Source organism: Streptomyces spinoverrucosus, from assembly GCF_006539505.1.
GTDB lineage: Bacteria > Actinomycetota > Actinomycetes > Streptomycetales > Streptomycetaceae > Streptomyces > Streptomyces spinoverrucosus.
Window position 1 is genome coordinate 285,514 of the sequence record NZ_BJND01000016.1, and the last position, 16,363, is coordinate 301,876.

General features: G+C 71.4%; 13 protein-coding genes. 7 read left to right on the top strand and 6 right to left on the bottom strand.

The features are described from left to right. Positions 1 to 32: 32 nt before the first annotated feature. The 6 genes from SSP24_RS11540 (at position 33) to SSP24_RS11565 (ending at position 6,834) form a co-directional block, all read left to right on the top strand. Positions 33 to 527 carry a GNAT family N-acetyltransferase gene (locus tag SSP24_RS11540; protein WP_141309413.1) on the top strand — a complete coding sequence of 165 codons (495 nt, stop codon included), beginning with the start codon at positions 33 to 35 and terminating at the stop codon, positions 525 to 527. A 236-nt stretch (positions 528 to 763) separates the two neighbouring features. Next, positions 764 to 2,260, top strand: a complete 1,497-nt coding sequence (locus SSP24_RS11545; protein WP_141309414.1) for an amino acid permease — start codon at positions 764 to 766, stop codon at positions 2,258 to 2,260. 10 nt (positions 2,261 to 2,270) lie between these two features. After that, on the top strand, positions 2,271 to 2,723 hold the full coding sequence (locus SSP24_RS11550) for an Lrp/AsnC family transcriptional regulator (RefSeq protein WP_037670822.1): 453 nt from the start codon (positions 2,271 to 2,273) through the stop codon (positions 2,721 to 2,723). A gap of 79 nt (positions 2,724 to 2,802) precedes the next feature. Further along, positions 2,803 to 3,954 (top strand): MFS transporter, encoded by a 1,152-nt coding sequence (locus tag SSP24_RS11555; protein WP_141309415.1) that lies wholly within the window; start codon positions 2,803 to 2,805, stop codon positions 3,952 to 3,954. Positions 3,955 to 4,307: 353 nt separating this feature from the next. Beyond that, positions 4,308 to 5,096: a carbon-nitrogen hydrolase family protein gene (locus tag SSP24_RS11560; protein ID WP_141309416.1), complete on the top strand. Its 789-nt coding sequence runs from the start codon at positions 4,308 to 4,310 to the stop codon at positions 5,094 to 5,096. A gap of 40 nt (positions 5,097 to 5,136) precedes the next feature. After that, a complete protein-coding gene (locus SSP24_RS11565) occupies positions 5,137 to 6,834 on the top strand; it encodes a flavin monoamine oxidase family protein (protein WP_141309417.1) in 1,698 nt (565 codons plus the stop codon). A gap of 13 nt (positions 6,835 to 6,847) precedes the next feature. On the opposite strand, the gene SSP24_RS11570 is transcribed toward SSP24_RS11565, so the two are convergent. The 4 genes from SSP24_RS11570 to SSP24_RS11585 all read right to left on the bottom strand — a co-directional run bounded on the left by SSP24_RS11570 (position 6,848) and on the right by SSP24_RS11585 (position 11,294). Beyond that, the gene (locus SSP24_RS11570; RefSeq protein WP_141309418.1) at positions 6,848 to 7,777 is read right to left on the bottom strand and encodes an LLM class F420-dependent oxidoreductase; all 930 of its coding nucleotides are present in this window, start codon (positions 7,775 to 7,777) and stop codon (positions 6,848 to 6,850) included. Positions 7,778 to 7,865: 88 nt separating this feature from the next. Continuing rightward, complete coding sequence (locus SSP24_RS11575; RefSeq protein WP_141309419.1) at positions 7,866 to 8,552, bottom strand: DUF5995 family protein; 687 nt, start codon at positions 8,550 to 8,552, stop codon at positions 7,866 to 7,868. A gap of 102 nt (positions 8,553 to 8,654) precedes the next feature. Further along, a complete protein-coding gene (locus tag SSP24_RS11580; protein WP_141309420.1) occupies positions 8,655 to 10,034 on the bottom strand; it encodes a uracil-xanthine permease family protein in 1,380 nt (459 codons plus the stop codon). Positions 10,035 to 10,076: 42 nt separating this feature from the next. Then, on the bottom strand, positions 10,077 to 11,294 hold the full coding sequence (locus SSP24_RS11585; protein ID WP_141309421.1) for an MFS transporter: 1,218 nt from the start codon (positions 11,292 to 11,294) through the stop codon (positions 10,077 to 10,079). A gap of 131 nt (positions 11,295 to 11,425) precedes the next feature. Here SSP24_RS11585 and SSP24_RS11590 point away from each other — a divergent pair, with 131 nt between their 5' ends. Next, complete coding sequence (locus SSP24_RS11590; protein ID WP_141309422.1) at positions 11,426 to 12,652, top strand: ROK family transcriptional regulator; 1,227 nt, start codon at positions 11,426 to 11,428, stop codon at positions 12,650 to 12,652. Between the two features lie 2 nt (positions 12,653 to 12,654). Here the strand turns inward: SSP24_RS11590 and SSP24_RS11595 are convergent, their stop codons facing one another. Continuing rightward, on the bottom strand, positions 12,655 to 13,407 hold the full coding sequence (locus tag SSP24_RS11595) for an SDR family oxidoreductase (RefSeq protein WP_141309423.1): 753 nt from the start codon (positions 13,405 to 13,407) through the stop codon (positions 12,655 to 12,657). Between the two features lie 482 nt (positions 13,408 to 13,889). Continuing rightward, entirely contained in the window at positions 13,890 to 16,223 is a 2,334-nt protein-coding gene (locus SSP24_RS11600) for a chitinase C-terminal domain-containing protein (protein WP_141309424.1), read from the bottom strand. Positions 16,224 to 16,363 lie beyond the last annotated feature (140 nt).

A 16,363-nucleotide genomic window follows, 5' to 3' on the forward strand; every position in this document is an offset into this window, starting at 1 on the left:
CCGTTTCGTGTTCCCGCGCCTACCGTCGGAGCATGGAGATCACCGTCTGCCGGGCCGCCGATGTCGCACTGCTCGACCGCTGCATGGGCTCGCCCGGCCGCACCTCTTTCCACGCCCGGCGGTTCGCGCGCCAGCAGACGGGGCAGTGCACGTACCTCGTCGCCTGGCTGGACGGGCGGCCCGTCGGGCACGCGGAGATGCGCTGGATCGGCTGCGCGGCGCCCGAAGTCCCGGCGGACTGCCCGGAGATCGGCGGGCTGGCGGTCTGGCCGGAACAGCTCCGCTCGCGCGGCATCGGGACCGCGCTGATCCACGCCGCCGAGAACCTGGCCCGGGACCGGGGCCTGCGGACCGTCGGCATCGGCGTCGCCAAGGACAACCCGCGCGCGGCCGCCCTGTACGCGGGGCTCGGCTACCGCCCGCTGATCGACTACCTCGACCGCTACGCGTACGAGGACCACGACGGCAGCACCCGTGAATGCGTCGACCTGTGCACCTTCCTGGTCAAGGAGCTGGAAGCGCGCTGAGAAGGCCTTCGCGCAACGGTCCACAGCCGCCGTGCAACGAACGCACGCCCAGCCCCCAGGAACGCAATGATCTTGCGGGCATACGCAAGGTTGCTGCATTACAACGGCAACGCCCCAGCTCATAGGCTGTCGCCTCGTACGTGGCGTGGCGGGGACCCCGCTCGGTGGGTCCCCCGTCTTCTGGGGATGCCGCCGGTCCCCGTCCCCCTGATCGGCAGCAACAAAGGAGCCAGCGCGTGCTCGACCAAGGCGCACCCCCGCAGCACAGCAGCCAGACCGACCCCACGTCCCCTGGGTTCGGCGCGCGCCTGCTGCGCCGCAAGCCCGTGGAACGCCTGGTCGCGGAGGGCGGCCAGGGTGAGGGAGGGGCGCTGCGCCGCTCCCTCGGCCTGTGGCAGCTCACCATGATCAGCATCGGTGCCACGCTCGGCACCGGCATCTTCGTCGTCCTCGGCGACGCCGTCCCCGAGGCCGGCCCGGCGGTCACCCTGGCATTCGTCATCGCGGGTCTCACGGCGCTGTTCTCGGCCCTGTCGTACGCCGAGCTGGCGGGCAGCATCCCCGTCGCCGGGTCCTCGTACTCGTATGCGTACGCAACGATGGGCGAACTCGTCGCCTGGGTCTGCGGCTGGTGCCTGGTCCTGGAGTACGGCGTGTCGGTGGCCGCCGTCGCGGTCGGCTGGGGCGAGTACCTCAACGAGCTGCTCGACGGAACGATCGGCGTGACCATCCCGGCCGCGCTGTCCTCGGCGCCCGGTGAGGGCGGCATCATCAACCTGCCCGCGCTGCTCGTCGTCCTGCTGGCGATGGTCTTCCTGCTCGGCGGCGTCCGCGAGTCCGCCCGCGCCAACACCATCATGGTCGCGGTGAAGATCGCCGCGCTGGTGCTGTTCTGCGCGGTCGGCTTCATGGGCTTCAAGTCCGGCAACTACGCCGACTTCATGCCGCTCGGCATGGCCGGCGTCAGCGCCGCCGGTGCCACGCTGTTCTTCTCCTACATCGGTTTCGACGCCGCCTCCACCGCCGGTGAGGAGGCCAAGAACCCCAAGAAGGACCTGCCCCGCGCGATCATGCTCTCGCTGATCATCGTCACCGCGCTGTACGTGCTCGTCGCGGCCGTCGCCGTCGGCGCCTGGAACTGGACCAAGTTCGAGGGCTCCGACGCCTCCCTCGCCGCGATCATGAACGACGTCAGCGGCCAGACGTTCTGGGGCACCCTGCTCGCCCTCGGCGCGGTCATCTCCATCGCGAGCGTCGTCCTCACCGTGCTCTACGGCCAGACCCGCATCCTCTTCGCGATGTCCCGCGACGGCCTGGTGCCCAAGGCGCTCGGCAAGGTCGACCGGAAGACCGGCGCACCCCGCCTCAACACCGTGATCGTGTCCCTGTTCTGCGGTGTACTCGCCGCCATGATCCCGCTGGGCAAGCTCGTCGACGCCACCAGCATCGGCACGCTGTTCGCCTTCGCGCTGGTCAACATCGCGGTGATCGTGCTGCGCTACAAGCGGCCGGAGCTGGAGCGCACGTTCAAGGTGCCGTTCGGGCCGGTACTGCCGGTGCTGGGCTTCGCCTTCTGCGCGTACAACATGTTCAGCCTCGACACCGTGACCTGGGTGGTCTTCGGGTTCTGGATGGCCGCCGGTCTCGTGTTCTACTTCCTGTACGGCTACCGCCGTTCCCGTCTCGCCGCAACAGACGCAGCAGACGCTTCAGTCGCATCAGAAGTGAAGTGAACCACCAGCAGTGCTGAACGATCTCGACGAACGCATCGTGCACGCCCTCGCCGAGGACGCCCGCCGCTCCTACGCGGACATCGGGCAGCTCGTCGGCCTGTCCGCGCCCGCCGTGAAACGGCGCGTGGACCGGCTGCGCGCCACCGGAGCCATCACCGGATTCACCGTACGGGTGGACCCTGCGGCGCTCGGCTGGGAGACCGAGGGGTTCGTCGAGATCTACTGCCGCCGCAACACCTCGCCGGAGATCATCCAGCGGGGCCTGGAGCGGTACCAGGAGGTCGTGGCCGCGTCCACCGTCACCGGGGACGCGGACGCGGTCGCCCAGGTCTTCGCCTCCGACATGCGGCACTTCGAGCGGGTCCTTGAGCGGATCGCGGGGGAGCCGTTCGTGGAGCGGACCAGGTCCGTGCTCGTCCTGTCGCCGCTGCTGCGGCGCTTCTCCTCGGGATCGCCAACCTGATCCCGCCGCGCGGTCTACCATCGGTCGCATGATCTGGCGACATTGACCTTCACGCGCCCCTGAGCCCGGCGTCCGGCGTCTGACCCGGACGCTGTACGGCTATGCCTTCCTGGACGACTTCGTCCTGCTGTACCCGGTCTACGCCCTGCTCTTCGGCGACACCGGCCTGTCCCTCGGGCAGATCTCCTCCCTCTTCGCCCTGTGGTCGATCACCGGCGTGCTGCTGGAGGTCCCCTCCGGCGCCTGGGCCGACGCCGTCTCCCGGCGCCTGCTGCTGTGGCTCGGCCCGCTGCTGACCGCCGTCGGCTTCACCCTGTGGGTGCTCATCCCCTCGTACGGGGCGTTCGCGCTCGGCTTCGTGCTCTGGGGCGCCGGCGGAGCGCTCGGCTCCGGCGCGCTGGAGGCGCTGGTGTACGAGGAGCTGGACCGGCTCGGTGCGGCCGACGACTACGCCCGCGTGATGGGCCGGGCGCGGGCCGCGGGCCTGGTGGCCGTGATGGCCGCGATGGGGCTTGCGGGGCCGGTGCTCGCGCTGGGCGGTTATCCGCTGGTCGGCGCGGCAAGCGTGCTGACCTGTCTGCTGACGGCGGCTGTGGCGACCCGTTTCCCGGAGCATCGCTCCACGGTGGCCGGGAGTGGGAGCCGGTACGGCACCCTGCGCGCCGTACGCCGTCCCGACCGGCCGGTCACCGCCGCCCTGCTGCTCGTCGCGGCCGTCGGCTCGGTGTGGGGCGCGCTCGACGAGTACACGCCGCTCCTGGTCCGGGACACCGGCGTGCCGGACTGGGCCGGCCCCTATCTGCTCCTGCTGATCTGGGCGGGCGCCACCGCCGGGAGCCTGCTCGCCGGTCCCGGTGAACGCCTCGGCGCGGCCGGGTTCGCGGGGCTGCTCGCCGGTTCCGCGCTGGCCCTCGCCGTAGGCGCCCTGGCCCGGGCACCGGCCGGTCTCGTGCTGGTGGCCGTCGCCTTCGGCGGCTTCCAACTGGCGAGTGTGCTGGCCGACGCCCGGCTCCAGCGGCGGATCGACGACAGCGCGCGAGCCACGGTCACCTCGATCGCCGGGCTGGGCACCGAACTGGCCACCGTGGCCGTGTTCGGCGCCTACGCGGCCGTCGGTTCGAGGACCGGGCACGGCACGGCCTTCGCCGTGTTCGCGGTGCCGTACCTGCTGACCGCGGCCCTGGTCGCGGGCACGGGGGTGGTGGCCCGCCGCCGACGGGAGCGGTCCTGACGGGGTGGCGCGCGTGACGGCCTCGCGCATGGGCGAGACGGGCAGCGGGGCGTACGCGGACTCGCCGGAATGCGGGGGCTGTGGACCGCGGCCTCGTCTCACCCGGCCGCGCGCTCGCGGCTCCACCGAGCCGACGGACACCGCGTTTCCGGCCGCCTGCCGGCACCCCATCTCGTCGTGCGCCCCGAGGCCGAGGGGACGTACGACGAGGCGCGCAACGAATCGCCGGGCAACGCCGGACGGACGCAATATTCCGGCCATCTGCGCGCAACGGCTCCTCCTTGTCCCGCCGTGCCCGCCGCCCGTACCGTCTACGTGGCCCCCACATCCATCCGTCCTGGTGAGGAACACGCATGCGCACCGCCCTGCTCCAGAGCTCCGGCCGGCCCGGCTCCACCGTCGAGAACCTCAAGGTCCTCGACGAGGCCGCGGGCCGCGCCGCTGCCGCAGGTGCCGGGCTGCTGGTCGCGCCGGAGATGTTCCTGACCGGCTACGCGATCGGCGACGACATCGCCCGCCTCGCCGAGCCCGCCGACGGTGACGCCGCCGACGCGATCGCCGACATCACCACGCGGCACGGCCTGGCGATCGCCTACGGCTACCCGGAGCGCGCCGCGGACGCGGTCTTCAACTCCGCCCAGCTGATCTCCGCCGACGGCACACGGCTCGCCAACTACCGCAAGACCCACCTCTTCGGCTGCTTCGAGCGCGACCACTTCACGCCGGGCGAGCAGCCGGTCGTCCAGGCCGAGCTGGACGGGCTGCGGGTCGGGATCATGATCTGCTACGACGTGGAGTTCCCGGAGAACGTCCGCGCGCACGCCCTCGCCGGCACCGACCTGCTGCTGGTGCCGACCGCGCAGATGCACCCGTTCCAGTTCGTCGCCGAGTCACTGGTGCCGGTGCGGGCCTTCGAGAACCAGATGTACGTGGCGTACGTCAACCGGGTCGGCCACGAGGGCGAGTTCGAGTTCGTGGGGCTGTCCACCCTCGCCGGGCCGGACGGGTTCGCCCGCACCCGCGCCGGGCGCGGTGAGGAACTCGTCCTCGCCGATGTGGACCCCGCCTTCCTCGCCGCCTCCCGGGAGGCGAACCCGTATCTGAAGGACCGCCGCCCCGGCCTCTACGGGTCCCTCGTCTGAACCCCCTCACCCCCCGTTTCGCGCAAGGAGTCCGTACCCCATGACGTCCACGGTGCCCAACGCCGTCGAGCACGCCGACGAGCAGCAGCCGCCGATCACCATGTTCGGCCCGGACTTCCCGTACGCCTACGACGACTTCCTCGCCCACCCCGCGGGCCTCGGCCAGATTCCGGCGACCGAGCACGGCACCGAGGTCGCGGTCATCGGCGGCGGCCTGTCCGGCATCGTGGCCGCGTACGAGCTGATGAAGATGGGCCTCAAGCCCGTCGTCTACGAGGCCGACAAGATCGGCGGTCGGCTGCGGACCGTCGGCTTCGACGGCTGCGACCCCTCGCTGACCGCCGAGATGGGCGCGATGCGCTTCCCGCCGTCCTCCACGGCGCTGCAGCACTACATCGACCTGGTGGGCCTTGAGACCCGTCCCTTCCCCAACCCGCTGGCCGAGGCGACCCCCTCGACCGTCGTCGACCTCAAGGGCGAGTCGCACTACGCCGAGACCATCGACGACCTGCCGCAGGTCTACCGGGACGTGGCCGACGCGTGGAACAAGTGCCTGGAAGAGGGCGCCGACTTCTCCGACATGAACCGGGCGATGCGCGAGCGGGACGTGCCGCGCATCCGCGAGATCTGGGCGAAGCTCGTCGAGAAGCTCGACAACCAGACCTTCTACGGCTTCCTCTGCGACTCCGACGCCTTCAAGTCCTTCCGTCACCGGGAGATCTTCGGCCAGGTCGGCTTCGGCACCGGCGGCTGGGACACCGACTTCCCCAACTCCATCCTGGAGATCCTGCGGGTCGTCTACACCGAGGCCGACGACCACCACCGCGGCATCGTCGGCGGCTCCCAGCAGCTGCCGCTGCGGCTGTGGGAGCGCGAGCCGGAGAAGATCGTGCACTGGCCGTACGGCACCTCGCTGGCCACCCTGCACGAGGGCGGTGAGCCCCGCCCGGCCGTGACCCGGCTGCACCGCACCGCGGGCAACCAGATCACGGTGACGGACGCGAACGGTGACATCCGCACCTTCAAGGCGGCCATCTTCACCGCCCAGTCCTGGATGCTGCTGTCGAAGATCGCCTGCGACGACTCGCTGTTCCCGATCGACCACTGGACCGCGATCGAGCGCACTCACTACATGGAGTCGAGCAAGCTCTTCGTGCCCGTGGACCGGCCGTTCTGGCTGGACAAGGACGAGGAGACGGGGCGTGACGTCATGTCGATGACGCTCACCGACCGTATGACGCGCGGGACTTACCTCCTGGACGACGGTCCGGACAAGCCCGCCGTGATCTGTCTGTCGTACACCTGGTGCGACGACAGCCTGAAGTGGCTGCCGCTGTCCGCGAACGAGCGGATGGAGGTGATGCTGAAGTCGCTCGGCGAGATCTATCCCAAGGTCGACATCCGCAAGCACATCATCGGCAACCCGGTGACGGTCTCCTGGGAGAACGAGCCCTACTTCATGGGCGCGTTCAAGGCCAACCTGCCCGGGCACTACCGTTACCAGCGGCGCCTGTTCACGCACTTCATGCAGGACCGGCTGCCCGAGGACAAGCGGGGCATCTTCCTCGCCGGTGACGACATCTCCTGGACGGCGGGCTGGGCCGAGGGCGCCGTCCAGACCGCGCTGAACGCGGTCTGGGGCGTCATGCACCACTTCGGCGGGGCGACCGACCGGGCCAACCCCGGCCCCGGCGACGTCTACGACGAGATCGCGCCGGTCGAACTGCCCGAGGACTAGGGCCTGTCCGGCCCTAGATTCCGGCCGCTCGCGCCCTCTCGTACACCTGGGCGGCGACGTCCTTGAGTTCCTGGGCGTCCCGCACGGTGGACTGGAGGTCGAGGAAGATCTCCTCCAGGCCGATCTCGGCGTGCGCGACCAGATCCTCGATGATCTGGTCGACGCTGCCCTGGAAGGGGCTGCGGTCGGGGCCGTCGTAGGCCGCTGCCGTGTACTGCGGGTTCACCCGCAGCACCGTGCGGATCGGCTCCTTACGGCCGCGCTCGGCCGCCAGGTCCTGCAGCTCCTGCCACTGCGCGGCCACGGCCTCGGCGCCCATGCCCACCGGCATCCAGCCGTCGGCGTGGTCGACGAGGCGACGCCGCGCCTTCGGGGTGTTCGCGGCCAGCAGGATCGGGATCGGCCGGGCCGGCTTGGGGCCGACCACGGCGGAGGCGATCTTCGTGACGCGCCCGTCGTACGACACCGGGTCCGGACCCCACACCGCGCGGCACACCTCGATCAGCTCGTCCAGCATCTGGCCGCGCTCCTCGAACGGCCGCACCGACGCCGCCGCGTACTCGTCGTGCGACCAGCCCGTGCCGAACCCGGCGACCACCCGGCCGCCGCTCGCCGCGTCCAGCGAGGCCAGCCCCTTGGCGAGCTGGAACGGCACGTGCAGCGGTGCCACCAGCACGCTGGTGCCCAACTCGGCGCGCTCAGTGGCCGCGGCCGCCAGGGTGAGGGTGACCAGCGGGTCGGCCACGCCCCGGTAGGAGTCGGGCCAGGGGAGGCCCTCGATGTCGTACAGGCCCTGGGTGGCGGGCTCGGGGAACAGCGCCCGCTCGTACACCCACAGGCTGTCGTAGCCGGTCGCCTCGGCGGCGCGCGCCACGTCGGGCACGTCCCGTCCGAGGTCGTACTGCTTGTTCTGCGGAAGGCTGAGTCCGAGGCGTGTCGCCATACCTTGTGCTCCTTTGCAAGCGGTCCGTTTCTGTCGAACGTACAGCTCCCACACAGGAGTTCCGGGGCACGGCGGGGCCGAGGCCGGATCAGTCCGGCAGCGGGGTGAGCATCATCCGGCCCGCGAAGCCCACCGCCGCGTCCAGGCGCTCGGTGAACTCCGCGGCCAGGTCGGGGAGGCGGCGCAGCGCCCACAGCGCCCGCGCCGCCGACCACGTGGCGTCCCGGGCGCGTTCCAGGCTCCACGCGCTCAGCAGGTGGGTGAGCGGGTCGGCGATCTGGAACAGGTCGGGACCCGGCATCAGATCTTCGCGGACCCGCTCCTCCAGCGTCACGAGGAGGTCGCCCACGCGGTCGAACTCGTCCTCCAGCTCCGCCGGTTCGCAGTCCAACGTACGGCAGGCGTCCACGACGGCGAGCGCCAGGTCGTGCCCGATGTGCGCGTTGATGCCCGCGAGCGCGAACTGCAGCGGCCGTACGCCGGGATGGCGGCGGAACTGGAACAGCGGCCGCCAGCAGGCCGGTGGACGCCGGTCCGCCGCGGCCGCGTCGACGGCTGCGAGATAGCGTTCCGCGAACCGTACGTCCAGCGTGATCGCGGCCCGCGCGTCGGGGAAGCGCCCGGTGTCGATGCGGTGGTCGACGGTCTCGGTGACGGCGAGGTAGACGCGGTTGAAGACCGCGACCCCGTCCTGTGCGGGCAGGGCCGCGGCCAGCGCGCGCATCCGGGAGACGACCGCGTCGACGGGGGTGGTGAACTCTTCCAACTGCGTCATGGGGGCAGGGTCCCAGCCCTGGGCCGACCCGGGCGCCGACGAGCCCGACGCTTCCCCAGAACGGGGGAACGGGGCCGCTGCGCGTGGGGGAGTGCCGTACGCCTATGACCTGGCGTCGTCGTAGCGGGACGTGCCCTCGTCGAGGAGCGGCTGTTGTGTCTTGAGGTGGGCGGGGGCGAACGCCCGCAGTGCGTGGTAGCCGGTGATGACGACGAGCGTGCCGAGGGCGATGCCGCTCAGCGAGAACGTGTCGGTGAACGTCATCGAGACGTTGCCGACGCCGATGATGATGCCCGCCGCGGCCGGTACCAGGTTGAGCGGGTTGCGCAGGTCCACCTTGGCGTTGATCCAGATCTGGGCGCCGAGCAGGCCGATCATGCCGTACAGGATGACGGTGATACCGCCGAGGACCCCGCCCGGGATCGCGGCCACCACCGCGCCGAACTTCGGGCACAGGCCGAACAGCAGGGCGAAACCGGCGGCGGCCCAGTAGGCGGCCGTCGAGTAGACGCGGGTCGCGGCCATCACGCCGATGTTCTCGGAGTACGTCGTGTTGGGCGGGCCGCCGACCGCGGTGGACAGCACGGAGCCGACGCCGTCGGCGGCGATCGCCGTGCCGAGTTTGTCGTCGAGCGGGTCGCCGGTCATCTCGCCGACCGCCTTGACGTGCCCCGCGTTCTCCGCGACCAGCGCGATCACGACCGGCAGCGCGACCAGGATCGCCGACCACTCGAAGGACGGTCCGTGGAAGGTGGGCAGGCCGATCCAGTCGGCCTGCGCGACGCCGGAGAGGTCCAGGCGCCAGTGGTCGGTGAGCTTGCCGCTCGCGTCGACCGAGTGGATCCGGCCGAAGATCCGGTCGAAGGCCCAGGAGATGCCGTAGCCGAAGACCAGGCCCAGGAAGATCGCGATCCGGGACCAGAAGCCCCGCAGACATACGACGGCCAGACCGGTGAACAGCATCACCAGCAGGGCCGTCCACTGGTCCTGCGGCCAGTACGTGGAGGCCGTGACTGGGGCGAGGTTGAAGCCGATCAGCATGACCACCGCGCCGGTCACGATCGGCGGCATCGTCGCGTGGATGATCCGCGCGCCGAAGCGCTGCACGGCGAGCCCGACGAGGAACAGCGCGACGCCGACCACGAGGACCGCGCCGGTCACCGTGGCGCTGGTGCCGCCCTGGGCCCGGATCACGGCCGCGACGCCCACGAAGGACAGGGAGCAGCCGAGGTAGCTGGGGACCCGGCCGCGGGTGGCGAGCAGGAAGACGATCGTGGCGACGCCCGACATCATGATCGCGAGGTTGGGGTCCAGGCCCATCAGGACCGGCGCCACGAAGGAGGCCCCGAACATCGCCACCACGTGCTGGGCGCCCAGCCCGGCCGTGCGCGGCCAGGACAGTCGCTCGTCGGGCCGGACCACCGCTCCGGGTGCCGGGGTGCGTCCGTCGCCGTGCAGTTTCCAGCGGACGCCGAGATCCATGGCAGGTGTCGCTTTCGTCGTAACAGCAGTGCCGGACCATTGTCAGGGCTGGTCGGGGGTGCTTCGTACACGCGGTCGGTCGGCCACCACCTTGGGGCGGTCCCGGTCCCCGGAGCGCAGCACGCCCGCGAACACCGCGAGCCCGCAGGACAGGAAGGTCACCAGACCGAACGACACCACCAGGCTCGTCGCCTGGGCCAGCGTGCCGATCGCGCTCGGCGCGATCAGGCCGGAGGTGTACGTGATGGTCGCGACGCCCGCGATGGCCTGGCTCGGGTTCGGGCCGCTGCGGCCCGCCGCCGCGAAGCACAGCGGGACGACCACGGCGATGCCCAGACCCATCAGCGCGAAGCCCGCCATGGCCGCAGCCGGGTGGTCCGCGAGGACGATCAGCAGACCGCCCGCCGTGGCGAGGACACCGCCCGTACGGACCGTGCGGACCGAGCCATAGCGGTCGACCACCTTGTCGCCCGCGATCCGGGCGAGTGCCATGGTGAGGGTGAAGCCGGTCGTGCAGGCGGCCGCGAGACCGGCCGACGTGCCCAGTTCGTCCTTCAGATAGACCGCCGACCAGTCCAGGCTCGCGCCCTCCGCGAACACCGCGCAGAACCCGACCGCGCCGATCAGCAGCGCCGACCTCGGCGGCAGCGCGAAGCGGGGCGGGGGTTCCTCGTCCTCGGCGGGCTGGAGGTCCAGCACCCAGGTGCAGGCGAGCAGGCCCAGCAGGGTGAGGCACGCGGCCGCCAGTGCGTGGTGCAGCCGGGCGTCCGTGCCCAGGTGCGCGGCGAGCGTGCCGCCGGCCGAGCCGATCAGGGCGCCCGCGCTCCACATGCCGTGCAGGCCGGACATGATCGAGCGGCCGAGGCGGTTCTCGACCTCCACACCAAGGGCGTTCATCGCGACGTCCGACATGCCGGCTGTGGCGCCGAAGGCGAACAGGGCCAGGCAGAGCGCGAGCAGGTTGGGCGCCAGGGATGGCAGCACCAGCGCCAGCGTCCACAGGGCGAGCAGTCCGCGCAGGGCCGTACGGGCGCCGAAGCGGTGGCTGATCCGGCCCGCGAGCGGCATCGCGACGGACGCGCCGAGGGCGGGGAAGGCGAGCGCGAGGCCGAGCTGGCCGGGGCTCACCGAGGCGTGGTCCTGGATCCAGGGGACGCGGGTGGCGAACGAGCCGGTGACCGCGCCGTGCACGGCGAACACGGCGGCCACGGCGTACCGGGCGCGTTTCACCTCTCGGTGCTCGTAGGCCACGTCCTTCATGTTCCCGCCCCTTGGTTCATCTTCCCGCCCCTTGTCCCATCCCGGTGCCGACCACGTTCGGCGGTAAATTATCAGGGACCCTGCCTGATAGATAGAGGGCGTGGGACCGGTCCATCTGGAAGGATCACGGCATGCCCGCATCACCGAGCACCGCCCGGGCCATCAACGACCGGCTCGCCCTGCGGCTGTTGCAGCAGGAGGGGCCGTTGACGGCCGGGCAGCTGAAGCAGTTGACCGGCCTGTCCCGGCCCACGGTCGCCGACCTCGTCGAACGCCTGTCCGTCGCCGGTCTGATCGCGGTGGTGGGCGAGGCGGGCGAGCAGCGGCGCGGGCCCAACGCCAAGCTGTACGGCATCGTCGCCGACCGCGCGTACCTGGCCGCGCTCGACGTCCGCACCGAGGGCGTCTCCGTGATCGTGTCCGACCTGCTCGGCCGGGTGCTCGCCGAGGCGTCCGTGCCGATCGGCGACGACACGGGCACCGGGCCCGCGGTGGAGCAGGCGGTGGCGCTGGTGGAGCGGGCCGCGAAGGAGGCGGGGGCGGTGGGGGCGCCCCCGCGTGAGGGCGTTCGAGCGTGGGGCAGGCTGCACACCGTCGGCATCGGGGCGCCCGGTCTGATCGACCCCGCGACCGGGGAACTGCGCGACTCCTCAGGCCTTCCCGCCTGGCACCGGCGGCTGGTGGCGGCCCTTCAGGAACGTCTTCCCGACGCGCGCGTCATCGTCGAGAACGAGACCAACCTCGCGGCGCTGGCGGAACAGCGGGACGGGGCTGCGCGGGACCGGGACACGTTCGTACTGCTGTGGCTGGGGCAGGGGGCGGGCGCGGCCGTCGTACTGGACGGGGCGCTGCGGCGGGGGGCGTCCGGGGGGACGGGGGAGATCGGGTTTCTGCCGGTGCCGGGGACGGGTGGGCTGCCGTCGGCGACGGACTGCGCGGGGGGATTTCATTCGCTGGCCGCGGCGGGGGCGATCGTGCGGTTGGCGGGCGAGTGCGGGGTGGGGGTGGACGGGGGAGGACTGGGCGCCGCGGAGTTGGTGCGCGGGGCCGTCGGCGGCTCGGCGGCATCCGGTGGGGCCGCCGCCCGCTTCCTCGACGCGCTCGCCGACCGCCTCGCCATCGGCGTCGCCTCCGTCGTCGCCGTCCTGGACCCCGGCTGCGTGGTGCTCGGCGGCGAGGTCGGGCAGGCCGGCGGTGAGGTGCTCGCCGGGCTGGTCGAGGAGCGGGTGCGGCGACTGTCACCGCTGGTCACGGAGGTGCGGGCGAGTGTCCTGGGCGGCGGTGCCGTACTGCGCGGGGCGTTGCTGACCGCGCGGGACCGGGCCCAGGACGAGCTGTTCACACCCCCTGGCCGGTAGGGTCACGTCCTCCGGCCACCGATGTGCACCGTCAGGTACTCCTCGAACGTGCCCTTCCCCACGGCCCGCAGCGGCGTGAGGTGACCGCCGGTCCGGAAGGCGCGGTACGTCTGCCCCCACATCGGTACGTTCACGATCGGCCGTCGGCGGCCCGTGGCCCTCAGGTACGAGCGGGCCAGCGACTCGAACGTCCGCACCTCGGGTCCGCCCATGTCCTCGACCCGCCCCGCCGGTCCGCCCGCCGCCAGCTCCGCGAGCCGTGCCGCGACCTCGGCGACCTCGATCGGCTGGTCCTTCAGCCCGGCCGGCAGCAGCATGACCGGCGGCCTGGCCAGGGTGTCGAACAGCCGGACGAGCAGATCGTGGAACTGGGTCGTGCGCAGCACGGTCCAGCCCAGCCCCGACTCCTCTACGAGCCGCTCCACCGCGAGCTTCGTCTTGTAGTAACCGAGGGGCACCCGGTCGACCCCGACGATCGAGATGTAGATCAGGTGGCCCACTCCGGCCCGCCGCGCCGCCGCGATGAGATGGGCCGCCGCCTCCTCGTCACCGCCGCGCGGCGTGGTCGCGCAGTGCACGATCGCGTCCGCGCCCGCGACGGCCGCGTCGAGTGCGGTGCCGCCCTCGCGCAGGTCGACGGCGTACGGCTGGGCGTGCCGGCTGAGCACCCGCACGTCGTGCCCGTCCGCGCGCAGCCGCTCGGTGACGAACCGGCCGAGGGTTCCGGTACCGCCGGTCACCAGGATCGTGGTCATACTGCTCAGCCCCTTCGCACGCCGTGCACTCCCGGGGAGCGCCCTTCGCCAACACGGACCGAGTAGCCCCGGTGGAATGTGACAACCACCGGAGCGATCGTCATGCGTTCACCACATCGGGGGCCCGGTGGGTGTGCGGGCGGCTGCTGTGGCTCGGCGGGTGCGGGCGGCTCTGGTGCGGCCCGGCGGATGTGCCAGGCGGCTCTGGTGAGGCGCGGCGTGCGTGCCGGGCGGCTCTGGTGGGGCCCGGCGTGCATGTGGGCCGCCCTGGCAGGCCCGGCGGGTGTGCGGGCGGCTGGTGTGGCTCGGCGGGTGCGGGCGGCTCTGGTGCGGCCCGGCGGATGTGCCGAGCGGCCCTGGTGAGGTCCGGCGTGCGTGCCGGGCAGCCCTGGCCGGCCCGGCGTGCGTGCGGGGCTGCCCTGGGAAGGCCCGGCGGCGGGCAAGGGCCGTCGTCACCGCCGCCGGGCCCGTCCTGGGCGGGGTCAGCAGGCGCCGAGGTCCTGCCAGACCCCCCACTCACCGGTGGTGCCGGGCTCCTCGCCCTTCGTCCACCACTGCGCCTTCCACGAGTGCCCACGATGGGCCACCGTGCTGCCTCCGCCGTACTCCGTCACGGCGTTCCAGGCCGGAGCCGTGCACTGCCCCGTGCCGCCCGTCGGGGTCGGCGTCGGCGTGGGCGTCGGTGTCGCCGTCCCCGGCTCCACCACCGTCGTCCCCCGCGCCAGATCCCCGGCCAGCGCGTACGTCTTCCCACCGAACGTCACCGTCCAGTTCGACGGCGTCGACACCGGCAGGTAGTACACAAAGTCCAGCTCCACCGACGCACCCGGCGCCAGCGTCTGCCAGCTCGGCAGCTTCAGCGAGACCCGGTGGTAGTCGCCCCTGAGGCCGCCGACGTTCGCCCCGGTGTGGTCGCTGCGGATCACCGAAGTCCCCCACCCGGACTGGTCCTTGGCGTTGCCGGGCGCCGAGGTGGCGTAGTCGAACCGGAACTCCGTACCGCCCGGCAGTGTCGTCTGCGTCCGGTTCGTGATCTTCAGCTTGGGGCTGATCGGGTAGTTGGAGTCGCCGAGCGGGAACTGCCCGAACTCCACGTCGATGTCCAGCGCCTCGGCCGGCAGCTCGACCGTGGAGCGCTGCGCGCCGTACGGCGAGGCCGACTTGAACTTCTCGTACGTCAGGGTCGTCAGCGTCGACCCCGGCTCATACTGCCCCTCGGCCGCGTTCCATGCGTAGTCACCGGCCAGCTCCCACACCATCGTGCCGCCGATGCCCCGGTCCACGACGTAGTCGGCCTTGGCGGCCACCGACTGCTCGTCCTCCGTGGACAGGAACACCTTCTTCTCGGCGTTCCACAGCCAGGGCGCGACCAGCGTGGCGTCGTACTTCCGGGCGTACGTCCCGGTCAGCCGGGTGTCGGCCGGGAAGCCGTACCGCGTGACATAGTCGCCGACGATCCCCTTCTCCAGGTTCTTGGCGTGCCACATCGGGTTGGAACCGGCCGGCGACTCCTTGCCGTTGGTGTCCAGGTCGTGCCACAGGTTGTCGATGCCGGTGGCGCCGTCGCCGCACTTGGTCAGGCCGGACCCGGCCGGGCAGTCGGTGGACGGGGCCCTGCCCCACAGGCCGTCGGTGCCGCCGGTGACGTTCTTGAATCCCCGGGTGTAATAGGGCAGGCCGATATTGATCCGCCCGGCCGGCATCGAGCCACGGAAGTAGTGGTACGCCCAGTCGGTGTTCAGATAGCCGATACCGCCGTACTGGGACGTGGAGTACACGCCCGCCGCCGCGAGTTCCGCGTCCTTGCCGTCGTCGAAGAGCGAGGCGTTCGGGCCGACGTACTCGTTCCAGGCGCCATGCAGGTCGTACGACATGATGTTCACGTAGTCCAGGTACTTCTGCACCTGGAAGGTCTCCATGCCGCGCAGCAGGTATCCGGAGGAGGGCGCCGCCACCGTCAGCAGATAGTGCCGGCCGTCCGCCGCGCCCGCGCGGTCGAGTTTCTCCCGCAGGGTCTTCATCAGGGCCGCGTAGCCCTTGACCAGCCCGGCCCGGCGGGCGTTGGAGATCGACCAGTCGAGCGGGTTGCCCGCGTCCTTCATGGTCGTCGGGTACTCGTAGTCGATGTCGACGCCGTTGAAGCCGTACTTCCTGATGAACTCGACCGCCGAATTCGCGAAGGTCTCGATACCGGTCTGGTTGACCGAGCCGTCGGCGTTCGTGGCCATCGAGTAGAAGCCGCCGGAGTTCACCCGCGTGCCGTTGTCGTCGAAATAGCCGCCGGTCTCGGCCCAACCGCCCACGGAAATCAGCGTCTTGACGTCAGGGTGCTGTTTCTTGAATTTGTTCAGCAGGTTGAAGTGGCCCTTGTAGGGGAGTGCCGGGTCCATTTCGGCGCCGGTGACACCGGGCCAGGTCATTCCGGTCGCCGGATTCGTGGCGCCGTCCGTGCCCACGGAGATCTTGTTGCCGCCGTCGATGTGCGCGAAGGCGTAGTTGATGTGGGTGACCTTGTCCCACGGGATGTCCGAGGCCAGATAGGCGGGCGTGCCGTCCTTGCCGGTGCGCCAGCCGGTGAAGTAGCCGATCACCCGGCGCTGGTGGTCGGCGCCCATCTTCTCCCGGCCGGCCGAGTCGTAGACCGAGCAGTACGGGACGTCCACGCCGGGCGTCCGGTAGAGCCCGTCGGGGCGGCAGGACTCCTGGTCGGCGGCGTGCGAGACGGTGGCCGGGAGACCGGCGAGGACCAGGCCCGCGACGGCCCCGGCGGCCGTGAGCAGGGCGGATCTGGATCTGTGACGTGAGGGGGACAGCACGGTCGGTTCCTCTCCACGGAGTTGCGCAGACCCTAGAGAGGACTAGACCAGTGCGTCAATAGGTATGGACCAATTCAAGCGGGCGTGGGTGTGCGGTAGTTGGGGCCGGTTCGGCCCACCCGAGAAGGCCGGTGACGCGG

What these genes read in the sequence shown, in the direction of transcription:
- SSP24_RS11560 (WP_141309416.1), top strand. Translation starts at nt 4,308, where the DNA reads ATGCGCACCGCCCTGCTCCAGAGCTCCGGCCGGCCCGGCTCCACCGTC.
- SSP24_RS11595 (WP_141309423.1), bottom strand. Translation starts at nt 13,407, where the DNA reads ATGACCACGATCCTGGTGACCGGCGGTACCGGAACCCTCGGCCGGTTC.
- SSP24_RS11565 (WP_141309417.1), top strand. Translation starts at nt 5,137, where the DNA reads ATGACGTCCACGGTGCCCAACGCCGTCGAGCACGCCGACGAGCAGCAG.
- SSP24_RS11580 (WP_141309420.1), bottom strand. Translation starts at nt 10,034, where the DNA reads ATGGATCTCGGCGTCCGCTGGAAACTGCACGGCGACGGACGCACCCCG.
- SSP24_RS11575 (WP_141309419.1), bottom strand. Translation starts at nt 8,552, where the DNA reads ATGACGCAGTTGGAAGAGTTCACCACCCCCGTCGACGCGGTCGTCTCC.
- SSP24_RS11570 (WP_141309418.1), bottom strand. Translation starts at nt 7,777, where the DNA reads ATGGCGACACGCCTCGGACTCAGCCTTCCGCAGAACAAGCAGTACGAC.
- SSP24_RS11540 (WP_141309413.1), top strand. Translation starts at nt 33, where the DNA reads ATGGAGATCACCGTCTGCCGGGCCGCCGATGTCGCACTGCTCGACCGC.
- SSP24_RS11585 (WP_141309421.1), bottom strand. Translation starts at nt 11,294, where the DNA reads ATGAAGGACGTGGCCTACGAGCACCGAGAGGTGAAACGCGCCCGGTAC.
- SSP24_RS11590 (WP_141309422.1), top strand. Translation starts at nt 11,426, where the DNA reads ATGCCCGCATCACCGAGCACCGCCCGGGCCATCAACGACCGGCTCGCC.